14 protein-coding genes are annotated in these 17,724 nt (G+C 74.1%); 8 read left to right on the top strand and 6 right to left on the bottom strand.

Features of this window, described 5'->3' with window-relative positions:
* Window positions 1–110: 110 nt before the first annotated feature.
* Both ABZV78_RS19695 and ftsY read right to left on the bottom strand, forming a co-directional pair.
* Window positions 111–1,007, bottom strand: a complete 897-nt coding sequence (locus ABZV78_RS19695) for an aminoglycoside phosphotransferase family protein (RefSeq protein WP_187399608.1) — start codon at window positions 1,005–1,007, stop codon at window positions 111–113.
* Window positions 982–2,175, bottom strand: coding sequence for a signal recognition particle-docking protein FtsY (gene ftsY / locus ABZV78_RS19690; protein WP_355640456.1), 1,194 nt, complete (start codon window positions 2,173–2,175; stop codon window positions 982–984). The genes ABZV78_RS19695 and ftsY overlap by 26 nt, the downstream gene beginning before the upstream one ends.
* A gap of 147 nt (window positions 2,176–2,322) precedes the next feature.
* Between ftsY and ABZV78_RS19685 the strand changes: the two genes are divergently transcribed.
* The 6 genes from ABZV78_RS19685 (at window position 2,323) to ABZV78_RS19660 (ending at window position 9,033) form a co-directional block, all read left to right on the top strand.
* Window positions 2,323–4,035 (top strand): alkaline phosphatase D family protein, encoded by a 1,713-nt coding sequence (locus ABZV78_RS19685; RefSeq protein ID WP_355640454.1) that lies wholly within the window; start codon window positions 2,323–2,325, stop codon window positions 4,033–4,035.
* Between the two features lie 13 nt (window positions 4,036–4,048).
* Window positions 4,049–4,474, top strand: coding sequence for a MarR family transcriptional regulator (locus ABZV78_RS19680; RefSeq protein ID WP_355640453.1), 426 nt, complete (start codon window positions 4,049–4,051; stop codon window positions 4,472–4,474).
* 113 nt (window positions 4,475–4,587) lie between these two features.
* Window positions 4,588–6,207: an MDR family MFS transporter gene (locus ABZV78_RS19675; protein ID WP_355640452.1), complete on the top strand. Its 1,620-nt coding sequence runs from the start codon at window positions 4,588–4,590 to the stop codon at window positions 6,205–6,207.
* 4 nt (window positions 6,208–6,211) lie between these two features.
* A complete protein-coding gene (locus ABZV78_RS19670) occupies window positions 6,212–6,700 on the top strand; it encodes a universal stress protein (RefSeq protein ID WP_355640450.1) in 489 nt (162 codons plus the stop codon).
* 42 nt (window positions 6,701–6,742) lie between these two features.
* Complete coding sequence (locus ABZV78_RS19665; RefSeq protein ID WP_355640449.1) at window positions 6,743–7,273, top strand: DinB family protein; 531 nt, start codon at window positions 6,743–6,745, stop codon at window positions 7,271–7,273.
* Window positions 7,274–7,479: 206 nt separating this feature from the next.
* Window positions 7,480–9,033 carry a N,N-dimethylformamidase beta subunit family domain-containing protein gene (locus ABZV78_RS19660; protein WP_355640447.1) on the top strand — a complete coding sequence of 518 codons (1,554 nt, stop codon included), beginning with the start codon at window positions 7,480–7,482 and terminating at the stop codon, window positions 9,031–9,033.
* Here the strand turns inward: ABZV78_RS19660 and ABZV78_RS19655 are convergent.
* Window positions 8,981–10,024, bottom strand: coding sequence for a winged helix-turn-helix domain-containing protein (locus ABZV78_RS19655; protein ID WP_355640445.1), 1,044 nt, complete (start codon window positions 10,022–10,024; stop codon window positions 8,981–8,983). The genes ABZV78_RS19660 and ABZV78_RS19655 overlap by 53 nt on opposite strands.
* Before the next feature lie 99 nt (window positions 10,025–10,123).
* Between ABZV78_RS19655 and ABZV78_RS19650 the strand changes: the two genes are divergently transcribed.
* The gene (locus ABZV78_RS19650) at window positions 10,124–11,074 is read left to right on the top strand and encodes a superoxide dismutase (RefSeq protein WP_355640443.1); all 951 of its coding nucleotides are present in this window, start codon (window positions 10,124–10,126) and stop codon (window positions 11,072–11,074) included.
* 16 nt (window positions 11,075–11,090) lie between these two features.
* Here the strand turns inward: ABZV78_RS19650 and ABZV78_RS19645 are convergent, their stop codons facing one another.
* The 3 genes from ABZV78_RS19645 to ABZV78_RS19635 all read right to left on the bottom strand — a co-directional run bounded on the left by ABZV78_RS19645 (window position 11,091) and on the right by ABZV78_RS19635 (window position 15,804).
* Window positions 11,091–11,711: an HAD-IA family hydrolase gene (locus ABZV78_RS19645; RefSeq protein WP_355640441.1), complete on the bottom strand. Its 621-nt coding sequence runs from the start codon at window positions 11,709–11,711 to the stop codon at window positions 11,091–11,093.
* On the bottom strand, window positions 11,708–15,307 hold the full coding sequence (gene smc, locus ABZV78_RS19640; RefSeq protein ID WP_355640439.1) for a chromosome segregation protein SMC: 3,600 nt from the start codon (window positions 15,305–15,307) through the stop codon (window positions 11,708–11,710). Before smc ends, ABZV78_RS19645 begins: the two co-directional genes overlap by 4 nt.
* Window positions 15,308–15,609: 302 nt before the next feature.
* A complete protein-coding gene (locus ABZV78_RS19635) occupies window positions 15,610–15,804 on the bottom strand; it encodes a hypothetical protein (RefSeq protein ID WP_355640491.1) in 195 nt (64 codons plus the stop codon).
* A gap of 373 nt (window positions 15,805–16,177) precedes the next feature.
* Here ABZV78_RS19635 and ABZV78_RS19630 point away from each other — a divergent pair, with 373 nt between their 5' ends.
* Complete coding sequence (locus ABZV78_RS19630) at window positions 16,178–17,479, top strand: CAP domain-containing protein (RefSeq protein ID WP_355640437.1); 1,302 nt, start codon at window positions 16,178–16,180, stop codon at window positions 17,477–17,479.
* Window positions 17,480–17,724: the final 245 nt, after the last annotated feature.

The raw sequence follows: 17,724 nt of genomic DNA, 5'->3' as shown, positions 1-17,724 counted from the left end.
CGGCGCGTGACGCGTTGTTTCCGGCGTGTGAAGAACGACGATCATTCCTGGGGAAAACGGGCAGAGCGGCCGTTCCGACGAGGAACCGGCCACTCTTCCGCCGACGCGGGTCAGCGCAGGGCGTACTCCAGGGCGTGCCGCTCGTAGTCGAGCAGCCGCAGGTCCCGCATCGGCCGGCGCAGGTGGCCCTTGTGCACGATCCGGACGAACGCCGGCTCGCCGGCCGCGGCCATCCGCCGGATGCCCTCCACGTGGTCGACGATCCGCTTGCGGATGGTCCGGATCAGCCGGTGCCGGTCCCGCGGGATCAGCCCGTAGGCGTCGGCGAAGAGGCGCAGCCGGCGCGGCCGGTCCGGGTGCTTCCAGCCGAGGGTGATCGAGTCCCGGTCGGAGAAGATCGGCACCCAGGTCCAGGCCGCGTACGCCACGTCGTAGATCCGGGCGCCGGGCGAGGCCAGGTCGAAGTCGATCAGCCCGAGGGTGCCGTCGGGCCGCCAGATCACGTTGTGCGGGGCGGCGTCGTGGTGGCAGATCACCTCGGTGTCCGGCGGGGGCGGGCCGAACGAGCGCCAGACCGCTCCGGGCGGCGGGGTGAAGCCGTACTGGGCGTCGTGGAACATCCGCAGCATGGTCGCCACGGTGACCAGGGCCTCGTCGGTGACCCAGTGCGGGGCCAGCGGGTACTCCCCGCACTCCCCCTCCAGGTACGACAGGACCTCCCGGTTGCGCTCGTCCATGCCGAGAGCGCGGGGCGCGCCGGTGAAGCCGACGTATTCCAGGTGCCGCAGCAGCGCGTGCACCGAGGGGGTCCACGGACCGGCGTTGCGCCGGACGGTGTCGCCCACCCGGACCACGGTGCTCACGTTCCCGCCGTGGAGCGGGATCTCCTGCGAAGTCACGTACGGTCTCCCGAGGCGTGGCGACGGGTGGCTGGGGTCGCGCCACCCCGCGTAGGCGCGATCGTCAGTCGTCACGTCGAGGCTACGCGTCCCGGGCGAGCGGCTCATTGCCGAGCAGCGCGTCGACGAACTGCGCCGGGTCGAACGGGGCCAGGTCGTCGGGGCCCTCGCCGAGGCCGACGAGCTTGACCGGGATGCCCAGCTTGCGCTGCACGGCGATCACGATGCCGCCCTTGGCGGTGCCGTCGAGCTTGGTCAGCACCACGCCGGTCACGTTGACCACCTCGGTGAAGACCCGGGCCTGCTCCAGGCCGTTCTGGCCGGTGGTGGCGTCGAGCACCAGCAGGGTCTCGTCGATGGGGCCGTGCTTCTCCACCACCCGCTTGACCTTGCCCAGCTCGTCCATGAGGCCGACCTTGTTCTGGAGCCGGCCGGCGGTGTCCACGAGCACGGTGTCGACCGCCGTGTCGATGCCCCGCTTCACCGCGTCGAAGGCGACGCTGGCCGGGTCGGCGGCCTCGGGGCCACGGACGGTCTCCGCGCCCACCCGGCCGCCCCAGGTCTCCAGCTGGTCGGCGGCGGCGGCCCGGAAGGTGTCGGCAGCGCCGAGCAGCACGGTCCGGCCGTCCGCGATGAGCACCCGGGCGATCTTGCCGCAGGTGGTGGTCTTGCCGGCGCCGTTGACCCCGACCACCAGCAGCACCGCCGGCACACCCTCCTTGGGGGCGGTCCGCAGCGACCGGTCCAGCGTCGGGTCGAGCGCGTTGACCAGCTCGGCGGAGAGCAGCGTGCGCAGCTCGTCGACCGACCGGGTGCCGAGCACCCGGGTCCGCTCGCGCAGCCGGTCGACGATCTCCCGGGTCGAGTCGATGCCGACGTCGGCGGTGATCAGGCTGTCCTCGATCTCCTCCCAGGTGTCCTCGTCGAGGCGGTCCCGGCTGAGCAGGCCGAGCAGGCCCTTGCCGAAGACGTTCTGCGAGCGGGACAGCCGGGAGCGCAGCCGGACCAGCCGGCCGGCGGTGGGCTCGGGGACCTCGATGGTGGGCAGCGGCGGCGCCTCGACCACCGGCGGCGGCTCGACCAGCACGCCGGTGCGCAGGTCCGACTCCGCCGCTTCGACCGGCGGCCCGGCCAGGTCCTCCTCGGCCCGGGTGTCGACCTCCGTCTCCGGCAGCGGCGGCTCGGGGCGCCGGCGCAGCCGGGGCACCACGAGGCTGAGGCCGCCGAGGATCAGCGCCACGAGCAGGGCGAGTGCGACGAGGAGGTATTCCTTCATGCCCGAAATCCTGTCAGATGCCGGCGACGGCGTCCCACTCACCGCCTCGGCACGTGAACGAGCTGCGGGTACGCTCGCGGCTGGAAGGCGTGCCGCAACCGCCGGCCGGGTAGGGAAAGGCCAAACGATCTTCGTCGGAGGTGCGTCGTGCCCGCTGCCCGCCTGCTCATCGGCCCCCTGCTGCGCCGGGTGGTCGGCACGCGGGCGACCGTCTGGGTGGAGACGAGCGGGCCCGCGGTGGTCACCGTGCGCACGGCCGGCGGCGCCACCGGCAGCGCGGCCACCTTCTCGGCGTACGACCACCACTACGCGATCGTGGTGGTGTCGGGGCTGGCCCCGGAGAGCAGCGCCACCTACGAGGTGCTGATCGACGACGAGGTGGCCTGGCCGGTGCCCGAGAGCGGCTTCCCGCCCAGCGTGATCCGGACCCGGGCGGCGGACGACCGGGACCAGCCGGTGACCCTGGTCTTCGGCTCCTGCCGGGAGACCACCCAGCACGCCACGGCACGCCGGCTGCCCCCGGACGCGCTGGACGCGTACGCCCGGCGGCTGATCGCCGCCCCCGACCCGGACGCGCTGCCCGACCTGCTGGTGCTCCTCGGTGACCAGGTCTACGCGGACGAGACCTCGCCGACGGTGCGCCGGCTGCTCAAGCGGCGGCGGCGCCGGCCGAAGGGCGCCCCGGCCACCCAGGTGGTCAGCTTCGACGAATACACCAAGCTCTACCTGGAGTCCTGGCGCGACCCGGAGATCCGCTGGCTGCTCTCCACCGTGCCGAGCGTGATGATCTTCGACGACCACGAGATCATCGACGACTGGAACACCTCGGCGTCCTGGCGGGCGGACATGCGCGCCCAGCCCTGGTGGGCGGAGCGGATCCGCAGCGGCCTGGCCTCCTACTGGGTCTACCAGCACCTGGGCAACCTGGCCCCGGACGAGATCGCCGCCGACCCGGTCTACGCCAAGGTGATGGCCGCCGAGGACGCCACCGGCGTGCTGCACGAGTTCGGCACGCGGGTCGACCAGGAGGCCGACGTCGCGCACGACACCGAGCGCTGGCGGGCCGTGCAGTACCAGTGGAGCTACGCGCTGGACCTGGGGCGGACCCGCCTCGTCATGCTGGACAACCGCTCCAGCCGGGTGCTCGACTCCGGCAACCGGGCGATGCTGCCGCCGGGCGAGTGGTCCTGGTTCCTGGACCGGGCGCACGGCGTCTACGACCACCTGGTGGTCGGCGCCTCGCTGCCCTGGCTGCTCCCGCCCGGCATCCACCACGTCGAGGCGTGGAACGAGAAACTCGCCGACTCCCGCCGGCCCTGGGTCGCGAAGCTCGGCGAGCAGCTGCGCCGGGCGTTGGACCTGGAGCACTGGGCCTCGTTCCGGCGTTCCTTCGAGGCGCTCGGCGAGCTGTTCGCCCGGCTGGGCAGCGGCACGGCACCGCGCGAGGGCGCCCGGGTCGGCGCCGGGCCGGCGTACTCCCGACCGGCCTCGATCAGCGTGCTCTCCGGGGACGTCCACCACTCGTACGTGGCCCGGGCCCGGTTCGCCGACCGGGGCGTGCGCACCCCCGTGCACCAGCTCACCTGCTCGCCGATCCACAACCAGGTGCCGGCCGGGATGCGCCCGCTCATGCGGCTCGGCTGGAACCCGGGGCCGGCCGGCGCGGCCCGGGCGCTGGCCCGCTCGGCCGGCGTGCGCCGCCCGCTGGTGCGGTGGAAGAAGCTGGCCGGACCCTACTTCGGCAACGCGGTGGCCACGCTGACCCACCAGGGCCGGGCGGCCGACGTGGTGATCGAGGGCACCACCAGCGACGGGCACCTGCGCACCGTGGCGCGCCAACGGCTCAGCGACGAGGTGTGAGTACCCTCTCAGCGTGGACGAGACGCTGCGCGCCGTGGAGCACGAACTGACCGCGCTGCTGCGGCGCGGGCGCGCCCTCTCCTGGGAGATCGCCCGCGAGGTCCATCCCAACCTGGAGCCGAACGCCTACGGGCTGCTGCTCTGGCTGCGCCGGTCCGGCTCGATCCGGCTCACCGACCTGGCCGCCAAGCTGGGCATCGGCAAGGGCACGCTGAGCCGGCAGATCGGCGGCCTGGAGGCGCTGGGCCTGGTCCGGCGTGACCCGGACCCGACCGACCGGCGGGCCGCCCAGCTCAGCCTCACCGAGGAGGGGACCCGCCGGTTCGACGCGGCGCGGGCGGCCCGACTCGGACAGATCACACGCTCGCTGGAATCCTGGCCGAAACAGGACGTCGAGGACTTCGCCCGGCTGATGCACCGGTTCAACGAGACCTTCTGACCGGATCCGCACCGGAATAAGACCTGCACCACGTGCGGTTGTTGCTTGAGGCAACCAAGCCATACGGTTGCCCGAGGCAACTCTTCCCCCGTCTTTTCCGGAGGCATTCCACGATGACGCAGGCGACAGCGCCCACCCGGGCGACCGCCGTCGACATGTCCCACCGGCAGATCCTGGAGGCGCTCTCCGGCCTGCTGCTGGGCATGTTCGTCGCGATCCTCTCCTCCACGGTCGTCTCGAACGCGCTGCCGCGGATCATCACCGAGCTGCACGGCGGCCAGTCCGCGTACACCTGGGTGGTCACCTCGACGCTGCTGGCGACCACGGCGACCACCCCGATCTGGGGCAAGCTGGCCGACCTAACCAGCAAGAAGATCCTGGTCCAGCTCGCCCTGACCATCTTCGTGCTGGGCTCGGTGCTGGCCGGGCTCTCCCAGTCCACCGGCCAGCTCATCGCCTGCCGGGTGCTCCAGGGCGTGGGGGCGGGCGGTCTCACCGCCCTGGCCCAGGTGATCATGGCGACGATGATCGCCCCGCGCGAGCGCGGCCGGTACAGCGGCTACCTCGGAGCGGTGATGGCCGTGGGCACCATCGGCGGCCCGCTGATCGGCGGCGTCATCGTCGACACCGACTGGCTCGGCTGGCGCTGGTGCTTCTACGTGGGCGTGCCGTTCGCCGTCCTCGCCCTGGTCGTGCTCCAGAAGACCCTGCACCTGCCGGTGGTCAAGCGCGAAGCGAAGATCGACTGGTGGGGCGCCACCCTGATCACCGCGGCCGTCTCGCTGCTGCTCATCTGGGTCACCCTGGCCGGCGACAAGTACGCCTGGCTGTCCTGGCAGAGCGCCGTCATGGTGGCCGGCGCCGTGCTGCTCGGCGCGCTCGCCCTCCGGGTCGAGAACCGGGCCGCCGAGCCGATGATCCCGCCGCGCCTGTTCCGCAACCGCACCATCACCCTCGCCGTGATCGCCAGCATCGCGGTCGGCGTGGGCATGTTCGGCGCCTCGGTCTTCCTGGGCCAGTACTTCCAGATCAGCCGCGGCGAGAGCCCGACCATGTCCGGCCTCATGACCCTGCCGATGATCCTCGGCCTGCTGGTGGCCTCCACCGTGGTCGGCCGGATCATCACCAACACCGGCCGCTGGAAGCGCTACCTGGTCGCCGGCTCGGCGCTGCTCACCGTCGGCTTCGCGCTGATGGGCACCATGCGGGCGGACACCCCGTACTGGCGGCTCGCCGTGTTCATGGCACTGATCGGCCTCGGCCTGGGCATGACCATGCAGAACCTGGTCCTCGCCGTGCAGAACACCGTCGGCCCGCACGAGCTCGGCGCGGCCAGCTCGGTGGTGGCCTTCTTCCGCAGCCTGGGCGGCGCGATCGGGGTGAGCGCCCTCGGCGCGATCCTCGGCCACAAGGTCAAGGACTACCTCGCCGAGGGACTCGCCGGGCTCGGCATTCCGGCGTCCAGCTCCGGCAGCGGCGGTACCCTGCCGAACGTGCACACCCTGCCCGCACCGATCCGCGCGGTCGTCGAGGCCGCCTACGGGCACGGCGCCGGGGACATCTTCCTGGCCGCCGCCCCGTTCGGGCTGATCGCGCTGCTCGCGGTGCTCTTCATCAAGGAGGTGCCGCTGCGCCGGAACAACAGCGACGCGATCTCCGCCGAGGTCGAGCGGGAGTCGACCGTCGCGGCCGGCGCCGGCGCTCCGGTGGTACGCACGGGCGGACGGGACTGACCCGATGGACGCCCCCGAGCGTGAGAAGTACGGCCCGGAGGCCCGGCCGCTGCCGTTCGAGCGCGGCACGGACGGGCCTCGGGTGGTGCTGGTCGGCGTCGACGGCAGTCGCACCTCCCTGCGCGCCGCCTCGTACGCGGCCGGGCTGGCCCGCCGGCAGGGCGCCGGGCTGGTGGTGGTCTTCGTCAGCTCGCCGGCCCCCTACACCGGGATCATGTCCGGGGTGGTGGCCGGGGCGGTCCAGCAGACCCACGACGAGCTGGCCGCCGAGCTGCGCGAGGAGTGCCGGCGCGGCGCGGAGGAGCTGGGCCTGCCGGTGACCTTCCTGTGCCGCCGCGGCGACGCGTACGCCGAGCTGTGCAAGGCGGCCGACGAGCACCGCGCCGACCTCGTGGTGGTCGGGTCGTCCGAGCAGGCCGGCCACAAGCTGGTCGGCTCGGTCGCCACGCGGCTGGTGCGCACCGGCCGCTGGCCGGTCGTGGTGGTGCCCTGAAATCCGGTCGCGGCCGTCGCACCCGGGCCGGAGGATGGCCGGATGACCTGGAGAGCACCTGAGATCGACCGCAGCCACGAGCCCTACGTCGGTGACGAGCGCACCATGCTGGAGGGCTGGCTCGACTTCCACCGCGACACCCTGCTGCACAAGTGCGCCGGCCTGACCGCCGAACAGCTCCGGACGGCGAGCGTCGAGCCGTCCACCCTGACCCTGCTCGGGCTGGTCCGGCACCTGGCCGACGTGGAGCGCTGGTGGTTCCGGATCCGCGCAGCCGGGGAGGACATCCCCGGCCTCTACGACGGCGACGAGGACCCGGACGCGGATTTGAACGCCGTCGCCGACGCCGACCCGGCGGAGACCTTCGCGGTCTTCCGTGCCGAGGTCGAGGCGGCCCGGAAGGCCGCCGCCGGCCTGTCACTGGACCACACCTTTTCGCGCCCCCGCCGCGACGGCAGCGCCGACGAGATGAACGTCCGCTGGGTCTACGTGCACATGATCGAGGAGTACGCCCGGCACAACGGCCACGCCGACCTGATCCGCGAGCGGATCGACGGCGTCACCGGCGACTGACCGGCCCCCCGATCGGCGAACGACGCCGCCCGAACGGCTACCCGCCGACTCCGATCTTCCGCCATTGACGATCTTGGGCAACGCTCCGCAGACTTGGGCCGTCCTACAGCTGAACGGATTGTGGCCGGATCCGTTCCCGCCACCGACGCGCCCCTCGACGGCCGCCGCGCGGATCGCCTGGCCGCGTCGTTCGGGGGAGCGCAATCATGGTCGGCGGGGGCGGGATCAGGCACACCCGGAGAAGGGCGCTGGGCATCCTCGGCGCGGTCGGGACGGTGCTGCTGGACGCGTGTTCTCCGGCGCGCCCACCGTCCGGCCCCGCCCCGCGCGTCGACCACCACTACGCGGGTGATCCGACCGGACCGGACCCGGCGACCGCGCCCCTGCCCGCCGCCGGGTCGGTGCCGGTCGTCGGGGAGAACGCCCGGCCCGGCGCCGTCGACTTCCGCCTGACCGGGCACCGGTTCGCCACGGACCGGGGCGGCGAGATCGCCGGCTACGTCCACGCCACCAGCGTCGCGCCCGGCGAGGAGCTGCGGTTCCAGGTCTCGGTCGCCCGGCCCCAGCGGTACCGGATCACCGTCTTCCGGGTCGGCCACTACGCCGGTCGCGGAGCCCGGCAGGTGACGGTCAGCCCGTGGCTCGACGGGTTCCCCCAGGAAGCGCCGACGATCGACGCGGAGACCGGCGCGGTGCGGTGCGGGTGGCGCACGGACTGGCGACCGACCGTGGCAGCGGACTGGGCGAGCGGTCTCTACCTGGCACTGCTCGCCAGCGCCAGCGGCCACCACCAGTGGATCCCGTTCGTGGTACGCCAGCCGCAGCCCGCGAGCGCTGCGCTCGTGGTGCTGCCCACCAGCACCTGGCAGGCGTACAACCGGTGGCCGGAGGACGGGCGGACCGGGGCCAGCCTCTACTACGGCTTCGACAGCGCGGGGCACCGCAGCGGGGCGCACCGGGCCCGGGCGGTCAGCCACGACCGGCCGTACGCCGGTAACGGCGTGCCGGCGCTGGCCGACCACGACATCGGCTTCGTCCAGTGGGTGGAGGGGCAGAGCTTCGACCTGGCCTACGCCACCAGCGAGGACCTGCACACCGGGCGGGTGGACCCGGCCCGGTACCGGGCGGTGGTCTTCCCGGGTCACGACGAATACTGGTCGACGCCGATGCGCCAGGCGGTCGTCACGGCCCGCGACGCCGGCACCAGCCTGGTCTTCCTCGGTGCCAACAACTGCTACTGGCGCATCGCCTACGGTGCCGACGACCGGTTGGTCCGGTGCGCCAAGGAGAAGCGGCCGGCGTCCGGCCCGCTACCGCTCACCATGAGGTGGCGGTCGGCGGGCCATGCCGAGCAGCAGTTCATCGGGGCGCAGTACGTCAGCGTCGTCGACGGGTACGCCCCGCTGGTGGTCCGCGGCAGCCAGCACTGGTTCTGGGCGGGCACCGGTGTCCGGGACGGCGACCTGATTCCCGAGGTCGTGTGGGGCGAAGCCGACCAGTGCATGCCCGGCGTCGCCGAGCCCACGGCGACGGAACGCACGCTGCTGGCCGAATCCCCCTACCGGCACGAGGGCGCGCCGCAGCGGCAGCAGAGCCGGCTCTACCGGGCCCCGTCCGGGGCCTGGGTGTTCGCCGCCGGCTCACTGGGCTGGACCCGGGTGCTCGCCGACCCGGCGGTGGCCGACCCGCGGTTGGCCCGGGCCACGCTCAACCTGCTGAGGCGGGTGGTCGCCGGCGAGCCGCGCGCCGCGACGGTCTGACGCCGACGGCCGGGCCGGCGCCCGGCACGCCGGCCCGCAGCATTTGCTCGCCGAGCGGGGTGAGCGCGTGCCGCACCGCCGAACCGGTCCGGTGGCTGGTGATCAGCCCGGCCGCCCGCAGGGTCGCCGCGTGCTGGCTGGCCGAGGCGAGCGAAACACCGACCACCCGGGCCAGTTGCGAGGTGGTGGGCGTATCGGTCGCCGCCGCCAGCACGGCCGCCCGGGTCCGCCCCAGCAGGTCCGCCAGCGGCGTGCCGGTGGTCAGCTCCCGCCGGGTCGGCCGGATCGGGTACGCCAGCACCATCGGGCCGTTCGGGTCGTCCAGCACCACGGGCTGCGGCACGAAGTACGACGGCACCAGCGTCACGCCGCGGCCGTCGGGCGTCAGCACCACCCCCGCGCCGAACGCGCACTCGTACGACAACTCGTAGGACCGACCGTTCGGCGCGAAGCGCAGGTGCGGGCTGAGGTCGCGCAGCACCCGGTCGATCCCGGCCTCCGCCAGGGCGCGGCCGCGCACCGCCCGGTCCGCGTGCACCGTCGCGACGACGGTTCGCCAGTAGGGGCCCACCGCGACCGCGTGGAACGCCACCATGGCCTCCCGCAGGAGTCGCCGCGCGCCAGGATCGCCGGCGGCGAGCGGCCCGACGCGGGCCGGCAGGTCGCCCGCCTCGATCCGGGGGCGCAGCTCGGCGGCGAGGACCTTGGTCGGGGTGCTGTCCACCTCGGCGACCGCCCCGGCCAGGTCGCTGCCGAGACCGGGCGGGGTGAGGAAGTCGGGGAACCAGTCCGAGCGCCCGCACAGGTCCAGGTAGGGGCGCATGGGCGCGGTCAGCGCGGCCCGGGTCCGGGCACGCCAGGCGGCCAGGTGGACCGGCAGCCCCGATCGGAGGACGCGCTGCCCGGCCGCCCCCAGCTCCAGCAGCACCGACGGGGCCGAGCGCAGCACGGTCCGGCCGAGGTCCGTCGCGGTCAGGCGGAGCGTCACCACGGGGCCGACGCTAGTACGACGTGCCGCCGGCGGCCGTACCCTTTCGGCCACGGTTGAAAGGGCCTGCCGGCGTCTCGCCGCTCAGGTGACGCTCGGGCCATGAGAATGCTGCTCGCCGCCACCACCGCCGGTCTGGCCGTGGTGGCCGCCACCGTCCCCGGCCCGGCGCTCGCCGCGGCGCCCCACCCCACCACCTACGTCGTGTCCCGGGACCCGGCGGTCCGGCCCGAGGGCATCGCCGTGGCTCCCGACGGCACCATGTACGTCACCAGCGTCACCACCGGCGCCGTCTACCGCGGCCACACCGGCCGGGCGGAGCTGCGGCCGTTCCTGCCCGCGGGCGGCGACGGCCGGAGCGCGGCCGCCGGGGTGCACCTCGACCGGCAGGGCCGGATCTTCGTGGCCGGCTGGGACACGGGCGCCCTGTTCGTGCACGCCCGGGACGGCGCTCTGCTGGCCCGGCGGGACGCCGCCGGCGCCGCCCTCAACGACCTGGCGATCACCGAGGACGCCGTCTACGTCACCGACTCGGCCACCGCGACCGTGTGGCGGGCGCCGCTCGGCGCCGGGCGGGTCGGGGAACTCGTCCCGTGGCTGACCGCCGCCGACTTCCCGGCTCCGCCCGGCTTCCTGAACGGGATCGTGGTCACCGGCGACGACCGGCTCGCGCTCGTCGCCGATCAGGGCACCGGCGAGCCCGGCACCGAGCGGCTGTGGCGGGTGGACCTGGCCGGGCGGACGGTCACCGCGGTCGATGTTGTCGGCGGCCAACTGGGCGCCGACGGCCTGCTGCTCGAAGGCGACCGGCTGTACGGGGTGGTGAACTTCCCGGACGGCGCGGGCGGCTCGCGCTTCGCGGTGAACCTGGTACGGCTCGACGCCGACCGGCGCAGCGCGCGGCTGGTCCGGCAGTCGCAGCCGGCCGGCCTGGCCGAGTCACCGACCACCATCGCGCGGGACGCCGACCGGCTGCTCTGGGTGAACAGCCAGCTCAACGCCACCGCGCCCGCCCCGCCCTTCACCGTCACTCCGGTCCGCGGCCTGTGCTGACCGCCCGAGGACCGGCTCAGTAGGCCAGCGCGGCGCGCAGGTAGCGCAGGTCGGCGGGGCCGCTCCAGCGGTGCGCGGAGAGCCCCGCCACCCGGGCGCCGGCCACCGCGCGGTCCTCGTCGTCGACGAACAGCACCCGGGCCGGCGGGGTCTCCAGCGCCTCGCAGGCCGCCTGGAAGTATTCCTTCGCCGGCTTGTGGACCCCGACCACCGAGGAGTTGACCACCACGTCCAGCTCGTCGGTGAGGTCGAGCGCGGCCAGGTCGGCGTCGAGCACGTCGGTGGCGTTGGTGCCGAGCCCGACCCGGACGCCGGCCGCCCGGACCTCCCGGATGAAGGCGAGCACGTCGGGGTCGACCTCGCCCCGGTAGCGCTGCCACGCGTCCACCGCGGCCCGGGCCCGGCCCGCGTCACCGACCGAGGGGGTGAGCGCGTCGACCACGCTGGTCATCCACTCGGCGTGGCTGACCTTGCCGGTGAGCACCGGCTGGAGCAGCCCCCAGGACATGGCGATCTCGCCGAGGACGCCCTCGGTCAGCCCGTACTCCCGCTCGACCCGGGCGGCCACCGCCGGGTCCCAGCGGCGCAGCACGCCGTCGAAGTCCACCAGGAGCGCCGTGGCGCGTTCCCGACTCACTCGCTGTTCCCCTGCCCCTCGTCGTCGGCCCGGTTGAGCCGCTGGCTGATCACCTGGGTGACACCGCTGCGCATGGTCACGCCGTAGAGCGCGTCGGCGATCTCCATGGTCCGCTTCTGGTGCGTGATCACGATGAGCTGGCTCTTCTCCCGGAGCTGGGCCAGCAGCGTGATCAGGCGGCCCAGGTTGACGTCGTCGAGGGCCGCCTCCACCTCGTCCATGATGTAGAACGGGCTGGGCCGCGCGCGGAAGATCGCCACAAGCATGGCCACCGCGGTCAGCGACCGCTCGCCGCCGGAGAGCAGCGAGAGCCGCTTGATCTTCTTGCCCGGCGGCCGGGCCTCGACCTCGACACCGGTGGTGAGCAGGTCCTCCGGGTCGGTGAGCACCAGCCGCCCCTCGCCGCCGGGGAAGAGCACGGTGAACACCTGCTCGAACTCCCGGGCGGTGTCCTCGAACGCGCTGGCGAAGACCTCCAGGATCCGGTCGTCCACGTCCTTGACCACGGTGAGCAGGTCCCGGCGGGTGGCCTTGAGGTCCTCCAGCTGCTCGGAGAGGAACTTGTAGCGCTCCTCCAGCGCGGCGAACTCCTCCAGCGCCAGCGGGTTGACCTTGCCGAGCAGGGCCAGCTCCCGCTCCGCCTTGGCGGCCCGCTTCTCCTGCACCGGCCGCTCGTAGCGCACCGGCTCGGGCACCGGCGTGCCCTCCTTCTCCGCCGCCGCGAGATCCGCGTCGGTGGGCGGGACGAGCTGGTCGGGGCCGTATTCGGCGATGAGGGTGGCCACGTCGAGGCCGAAGTCCTCGGCCGCCTTCGCCTCCAGCTGCTCGATGCGCAGCCGCTGCTCGGCGCGGGCCACCTCGTCCCGGTGCACCTGGCTGGTCAGCCGCTCCAGCTCGGCGCCGAGCCGCTTGGCCGCGCCGCGTACCTCGGAGAGCTCGGCCTCGCGGGCGGCGCGCTCGCGGGCCACGGCGTCGCGGTGCTCCTCGGCCCGGGCGATCGACGCGGTGAGCCGGGTGAGCGCCTCGCGGGCGCCGCCGACCACGGCCCGGGCGATCTCCGCGCCGCGGGTGCGGGCCGCGCGCCGGGCGGCCGCGCGCTCCCGCGCGGCCCGCTCGGCGTTCGCCTGCCGGGCGAGGGAGTCGGCCCGGCCGGCGATCGAGGAGACCCGCTCCTCGGCGGTACGCACGGCGAGCCGGACCTCCATCTCGTTCTGCCGGGCCTGCGGCACCATGGCGGCGAGCTGGTCGCGTTCCTCGGTGGACGGTTCGGCGTCGAGCGGGGTGTCCTCGGCCAGCCGGAGCCGCTCCTCCAGCTCGGCCAGGGCCTGCAGATCGCGTTCCCGGGCGGCCTCGGCGCGGGACCGGGACTCGCCGAGCCGGTCGGTCTCCGCCCGGGCCGACCGGGCGGCCGCGCCCAGCTCGGCGAGGCGGCGGGCGGCGGCGTTGCGGTGGCTCTCCGCCTCCCGCTTGGCGGCGGCGGCATGCTGCACGGCCTCCTTGGCCACGGCCACCTCGGCGCGCGCCTCGACCAGTTGCTCGCGCAGCTCGGCGCTGGTCCGCTCGGCGGTGGCCCGGTTGACCCGGGCCTCCTCGACGGCCGCCTGCACCTCGATGTAGCTGGGCGCCTTGGCCGACCCGCCGGCCGCCGCGTACGCACCGACCACGTCACCGTCGGGGGTGACCGCGCGCAGCTCCGGGTTGCCGGCGACCAGCTCGGCCGCGGCGGCGAGGTCGTCGACCAGCACCACGTCGCGCAGCGCCCGGTGCACCGCCGGGCGGATCTCGGCGGAGCACTCCACCAGGTCGGGGGCCCAGCGGGCGCCGTCGGGCAGCTTCGGGCGCAGCGCGTCGGCGGAGCCGGCCATGCCGGGGCCGGCGGGGCTGCCGACCAGCAGGCCGGCCCGGCCGGCATCGGAGATCTTGAGCAGCCGCATCGCCTCGACGGCCTCGTCCACCCCGCTGACCGCGACCGCGTCGGCGAGGCCGCCGAGCGCGGCGGCGAGCGCGGCCTCGTTGCCCGGGGCGACGGTGAGCAGCCCGGAGAGGCTGCCGAGCAGGCCGGGCACCTGGTCGGCGCGGGCCAGCAGCGCGCCCGCGCCGTCCTTGCGGCGCAGGCCGAGGGCGAGCGCCTCCTCGCGGGCCTTCCAGGTGGCCGCGTCCTTCTCGGCGGTCCGCTCGGCGTCGGCGAGGCTGCGCACGGCGGCCTGGGCCTGCTCGTGCACGGCGACCGCCTCGGCGTGCCGGGCGTCCAGGTCGGCGTTGTCCCGGTCGGCCTCGGTGGACTGCTCGGCGACCGCGTCGAGTTCGGCCTGGGCCTTCTCGGCCCGGGCGAGGGCGTCGGTGTGTGCGGCGGCGAGCCGTTCGATCTCCTCGCCGGCGCTGGTGGTCCGGGCCCGGGCGGAGTTGACCTGGCCGGTCAGCCGGGCCAGCCCCTCCCGCCGGTCGGCGATGGCCTTGGCCGCGGCGACCAGCTCCCGCTCCGCGGCGGCGAGCTGCCGTTCCAGCTCCTGCCGGTGCTCGACCGCCTCGGCGAGTCGGATCTGGTCCTCGGTGAGGGCGGCGCGCAGCTCCTCCTCCTGCTCGCGGACCCGCCGGGACTCGGCCTCCAGCTGGTCCGGGTCGCGCCCGGGGCGCTCGTCGTCGGGGGTGGCGCTGAGGTGCCGCAGCCGTTCCCGGGCGAGCTGCTCGATGGAGCGGAACCGCTCCTGGAGCGCGGAGAGCTTGTACCAGGTGTCCTGGGCCGCGGCGAGCAGCGGGGCGTCCTCGGCCAGCGCCGCCTCCAGCTCGCCGAGGCGGGCCTGCACCTCGCCGTGCTCGGCCTCGATCTGCTCGCGCCGCTCGCGCACCGCCGTCTCGTCGGCGATCTCCCGGTCCAGCGTGGTGCGCAGGGTGTGCAGGTCGTCGGCGAGCAGCCGCAGCCGGGCGTCGCGCAGGTTGGCCTGGATGGCGGCGGCCCGGCGGGCCACCTCGGCCTGCCGGCCCAGCGGCTTGAGCTGGCGGCGCAGCTCGGCGGTGAGGTCGGTGAGCCGGTTGAGGTTGGTCTGCATCGCGTCGAGCTTCCGCAGCGCCTTCTCCTTGCGCTTGCGGTGCTTGAGGACGCCGGCCGCCTCCTCGATGAACGCCCGCCGGTCCTCCGGCTTGGCGTGCAGCATGCCGTCGAGCCGGCCCTGCCCGACGATGATGTGCATCTCCCGGCCGATGCCGGAGTCCGAGAGCAGCTCCTGGATGTCCAGCAGGCGGCAGGAGTCGCCGTTGATCTCGTACTCGCTCTCGCCGGAGCGGAACATCCGGCGGGTGATGGAGACCTCGGTGTACTCGATCGGCAGCGCGCCGTCGGTGTTGTCGATGGTGAGGGTGACCTCGGCCCGGCCGAGCGGCGCCCGCCCCGCGGTGCCGGCGAAGATGACGTCCTCCATCTTGCCGCCGCGCAGCGCCTTGGCGCCCTGCTCGCCGAGCACCCAGGCGATGGCGTCGACGACGTTGGACTTGCCGGAGCCGTTCGGGCCGACCACGCAGGTGATCCCGGGCTCCAGCTTCAACGTCGTCGCGGAGGCGAAGGATTTGAAACCCTTCACCGTCAGGCTCTTGAGATGCACCTTCTCGATCCTCGTCCGGTGGCCGCCGTACCGTCGCCGGCCGCGCGGACCTGGTGAACCCGCAGACTAACCCGCGGGTGGGAGGAGCCGGCCACGCGACCCACCCGGGTGCCGGAGCTGTCCGGTTTCCGGTGATGTGGCGCACGCCACGGAAAAGGGCAAGATCAGAACCTCGGGACGCAATTCCGGGACGGCCGCCAAGATCGCGGAATGCGGTCCGGAAAACAAAAAGCTGCGCGCCGGCACTGGGTGTCGGCGCGCGTTTTCTGTGTGGTGCGATTCAGTTTTCCGACAACCGGAGATCAGGTCAGCGCGGGCTCGGCCAGTCGGAGGAGGTCGTCAGCCTCCGACGCAGCCGCCGCAAGCCGATCGTTGTCGGCGCGCAGACGCGTGATCTCGAACTCCAGTGCCTGAACCCTGGCACGCAGTCGGGTGACCTCGTCGAGCATGCGCCGGTCGGGCGCTGCACCTACGTGGCCGTAGAGGGCCTTCGCCATGCTGACTCCTTGATATGCGCTGCCGGAAAGGCCGGCCAACGCGCGCCCATGATGTTCGCGGCTGCCATCCCCGCGAAATCCGGGCATGGCTGGGCGCGACTGGCGACACCTATATATTGAGCCGAACCCCCCTCCTTCGTCAAGTTCCCGCAGGCCGTAGATCATCTCCACGTCCACCGGTCCACTTGTCGGGGGGTTGCCACAAGGCGCGGACACGCTCTGTCCGGACGCCTTTACTGTACGCCCGGGAATGTGTGAACGCCTCACCCTTGCTGTCTGGTTCCCCTTAACTCTTTCTTAGCCACGTTGCCGCAGCTCGCGCCGCGCCCGTAGCGTCACCCCGGCCCGCAACCGACCCGTGGAGGGGACAGGCGTGTACCGCTGGACCGACCCGATCGAACCGGATGGCGTTCCCCGACGCCCCGAGCCGCCGACCGACGAGGGACCGGCCTGGCTCACCGACCGGCCCGAGCCGCGGTCGTCGTACCTCTTCGGGGACGAGCCGGAGCAGCCCCGCCCGGACTGGACCGAGGCGCCCACCGGCGTCTGGCGGGCCGACGCTCCGGCCACCCCGTGGCGGGACGACCCCACTGGAGAGCGCACCGGCAACCTCCCCGCCGCCGGTGCCGCTTCGCACGGGTGGGCCGACGCCGGGCGGTACGCCGACGCCGACCGGACCGGGTACTCCCCGGCCGTCGAGCCGCCGGCGTACGGCCCGGCGGCCCACCCGGGCGGGCCGACCTCCCCGTACGAGCCGGCCGCCGGCTGGCACACCGACGAGCAGGCCGCCGGCTGGCACGCCGACCAGCGGTCCACCGGCTGGCACGCGGACGAGCAGCCCACGGCCGCCTGGCAGCCGACCGCCGACGAGCGGCCGACGGCCTCCTGGCAGGCCGTCACCGACGCCCCGGCCGAGGACACCGGCCGGCACCGGCAGCGGCGCCGGCTGCCGCGTCCCCTCCTCATCGGTGGGGCCGCCGCCGCGGCGACCCTCGTGGTGAGCCTCGGCGTGGGCGCCGTGCTGCTGCCCGGCGGTGACCAGCGGACCGAGCGGACCTCCGCCGACGACCCGGTGGCGGCCGCCCCGTTCGCACCCGAGGGCACCGAGGCGGCCCCCGGCGACGCGCTCGCCCCGGACTCGGCCAGCCCCACCGCCGCGCCGACCAGCGCCCGGCCGACCCCGACGAAGAAGCCGACCCCGAAGCCGAGCCGGTCCACCGCGCCGTCCCGGCAGCTGGAGCGGAGCACCGCGCCGAGCAGCACGGGCGCCAAGACGACCTCGTCCAACGGGATCAGCGCCGAGCTGCGACAGGTCGTCGACCTGGTCAACCAGGAGCGGGCCAAGGCCGGCTGCAAGGCGCTGACCATCGACAACAAGCTGATGCTCGCCGCTCAGCGGCACAGCCAGGACCAGGCCGACCACAAGACCATGTCGCACGACGGCAGCGACGGCAGCGACGTGGGCGACCGGCTCGACCGGGTCGGCTACGCCTGGCGGTCCTACGGCGAGAACGTCGCCTGGAACCAGCAGAGCCCGGCCGCGGTGATGGACGCCTGGATGAACTCCCCGGGGCACCGGGCGAACATCCTGAACTGCTCGTTCACCGAGATCGGCGTGGGCGTGGCGCGGAGCAACGGGCCGTACTGGACGCAGGACTTCGGCACCCCGCGCTGAGCGGCGAGTCGTGACCGGGCCCGCGCTCGTTGACCGGGTGAGGTACGCCGGGGACGCCTGAGCCGTGCCGGCCCCCGTGGCCGGCGCACCGGGGCCGCCGGAGACGTACCGGCAGGGGGCGGGGTGCCGCCCGCGACCCGGGAGCTGTCGATGCGGATCCGGCCGGCGTGGAAGGGCGACCAGCAGGCCGCCGAGGACGAACGGCCAGGAACGCTTGCTCATCGGGCACCTCCGGCGACCGGGAC

It is taken from the genome of Micromonospora sp. NPDC004540, from assembly GCF_040610095.1.
In the GTDB taxonomy this organism is placed as follows: Bacteria; Actinomycetota; Actinomycetes; order Mycobacteriales; family Micromonosporaceae; genus Micromonospora.
This window is presented reverse-complemented; position numbering and strand designations above follow the sequence as displayed.

Bases quoted from the DNA above. Each gene is read 5' to 3' on its own strand.
- ABZV78_RS19695 (WP_187399608.1), bottom strand. From the start codon at position 1,007: ATGAGCCGCTCGCCCGGGACGCGTAGCCTCGACGTGACGACTGACGAT.
- ftsY (WP_355640456.1), bottom strand. From the start codon at position 2,175: ATGAAGGAATACCTCCTCGTCGCACTCGCCCTGCTCGTGGCGCTGATC.
- ABZV78_RS19675 (WP_355640452.1), top strand. From the start codon at position 4,588: ATGACGCAGGCGACAGCGCCCACCCGGGCGACCGCCGTCGACATGTCC.
- ABZV78_RS19670 (WP_355640450.1), top strand. From the start codon at position 6,212: ATGGACGCCCCCGAGCGTGAGAAGTACGGCCCGGAGGCCCGGCCGCTG.
- ABZV78_RS19665 (WP_355640449.1), top strand. From the start codon at position 6,743: ATGACCTGGAGAGCACCTGAGATCGACCGCAGCCACGAGCCCTACGTC.
- ABZV78_RS19660 (WP_355640447.1), top strand. From the start codon at position 7,480: ATGGTCGGCGGGGGCGGGATCAGGCACACCCGGAGAAGGGCGCTGGGC.
- ABZV78_RS19650 (WP_355640443.1), top strand. From the start codon at position 10,124: ATGAGAATGCTGCTCGCCGCCACCACCGCCGGTCTGGCCGTGGTGGCC.
- ABZV78_RS19635 (WP_355640491.1), bottom strand. From the start codon at position 15,804: ATGGCGAAGGCCCTCTACGGCCACGTAGGTGCAGCGCCCGACCGGCGC.